Here is a 1,315-nt window from a genome sequence, read left to right as displayed (position 1 = left end):
ACCCATGTTGACGGTGAACCCTTGCCTGGCATGCAGCATAAATACCGTGAAACGGTTTTATTTTTCCCGGCTCAGGGGCAGTATTGCCATTCTTACTGCACCTTTTGCTTCCGCTGGGCACAATTCGTGGGTAAAGCAACACGCTTTAACTCTAATGACGCCGATCAATTACATCGCTACTTAGCTCAGCACAAAGAAGTGACCGACCTACTGGTCACCGGTGGCGACCCTATGGTTATGCGCACACGTAAGCTGGCTCACTACCTGGAAGACTTACTTAAACCAGAGTTTGAGCACATTAAGACCATACGTATTGGCACTAAGTCGCTGACCTTCTGGCCTTACCGCTTCATTACTGACCCGGACGCAGACGACATGCTGCGTCTATTAGAGCGTTTAGTTGCCGGCGGCAAACACGTATCCATTATGGCGCATTTAAACCACCCGAATGAACTGCGTACGGAAGTCTGTCAGGAAGCGATTCGTCGCCTGCGCGCTACCGGTGCACAAATACGCTGCCAGGCTCCACTGCTTAAACACATTAACGATGACCCCGATGTCTGGGCTTCTATGTGGGAGAAACAAGTACAGTTAGGTATGATCCCTTACTATATGTTTGTTGAGCGGGATACTGGTGCCAAACGTTACTTTGAAGTGCCACTGGAACGCACCTGGGAGATTTTCCAAAAAGCTTACCAACAGGTATCCGGCATTGCTCGCACAGTTCGCGGCCCTTCAATGAGTGCAGGCCCGGGTAAAGTGGAAGTTCAGGGTGTGACCGAAATTGCAGGCGAAAAAGTTTTTGCTTTACGCTTTATTCAGGGACGCAACCCGGACTGGGTTCAACGCCCCTTCTTTGCTAAGTACGACCCGGATGCAACCTGGTTACATCAATTAAAGCCGGCTTTTGGAGAAGAAAAGTTCTTTTTCGAAGACGAATACTCAAAAATGGCAGCGATGGATTAACCATCGACTGCCCGTTCTCGTGCCCGCTGCAGGTCTTCTTCTGTATCAATACCAGCAGCCGGCGCGAGAATAGCTTCGGCCACGTGAATACGCTCTCCGTGCCAAAGCACCCGCAACTGTTCTAGGGATTCAAGCTGCTCGATAGGGCTAGCCTGCCACTCAATATAACGTCTGACAAAACCTGCCCGATAGGCATAAATACCAATGTGTCGGTGGTAATGATCGGCAATGACATTGGTATCCCGCTCTGCAGAAAAGTGCTCTCTGTCCCATGGAATAGCTGCACGGCTAAAGTACAGAGCGTATCCGGCCGCATCGGTAACCACTTTAACTGTATTCGGGTTAAAAA

Annotated in this window: 2 protein-coding genes; one reads left to right on the top strand and one right to left on the bottom strand. The window is 50.0% G+C overall.

Features of this window, described 5'->3' with window-relative positions:
* Nucleotides 1-966: KamA family radical SAM protein (locus B3180_RS14435; RefSeq protein WP_286845198.1), on the top strand; the 966-nt coding region annotated here is incomplete at its 5' end.
* Here B3180_RS14435 and B3180_RS14430 read toward each other — a convergent pair.
* The coding region (locus B3180_RS14430; protein ID WP_414654058.1) for a cytidylyltransferase domain-containing protein at nt 963-1,315 on the bottom strand (353 nt) is incomplete at its 5' end. The two genes, B3180_RS14435 and B3180_RS14430, sit on opposite strands and share 4 nt — an antisense overlap.

Source organism: Idiomarina sp. UBA4206 (genome assembly GCF_002383015.1).
GTDB classification, from domain to species: Bacteria; Pseudomonadota; Gammaproteobacteria; order Enterobacterales; family Alteromonadaceae; genus Idiomarina; species Idiomarina abyssalis.
The sequence above is the reverse complement of the archived record's forward strand: the minus strand, read 5'-3'. Positions and strand labels throughout refer to the sequence as shown.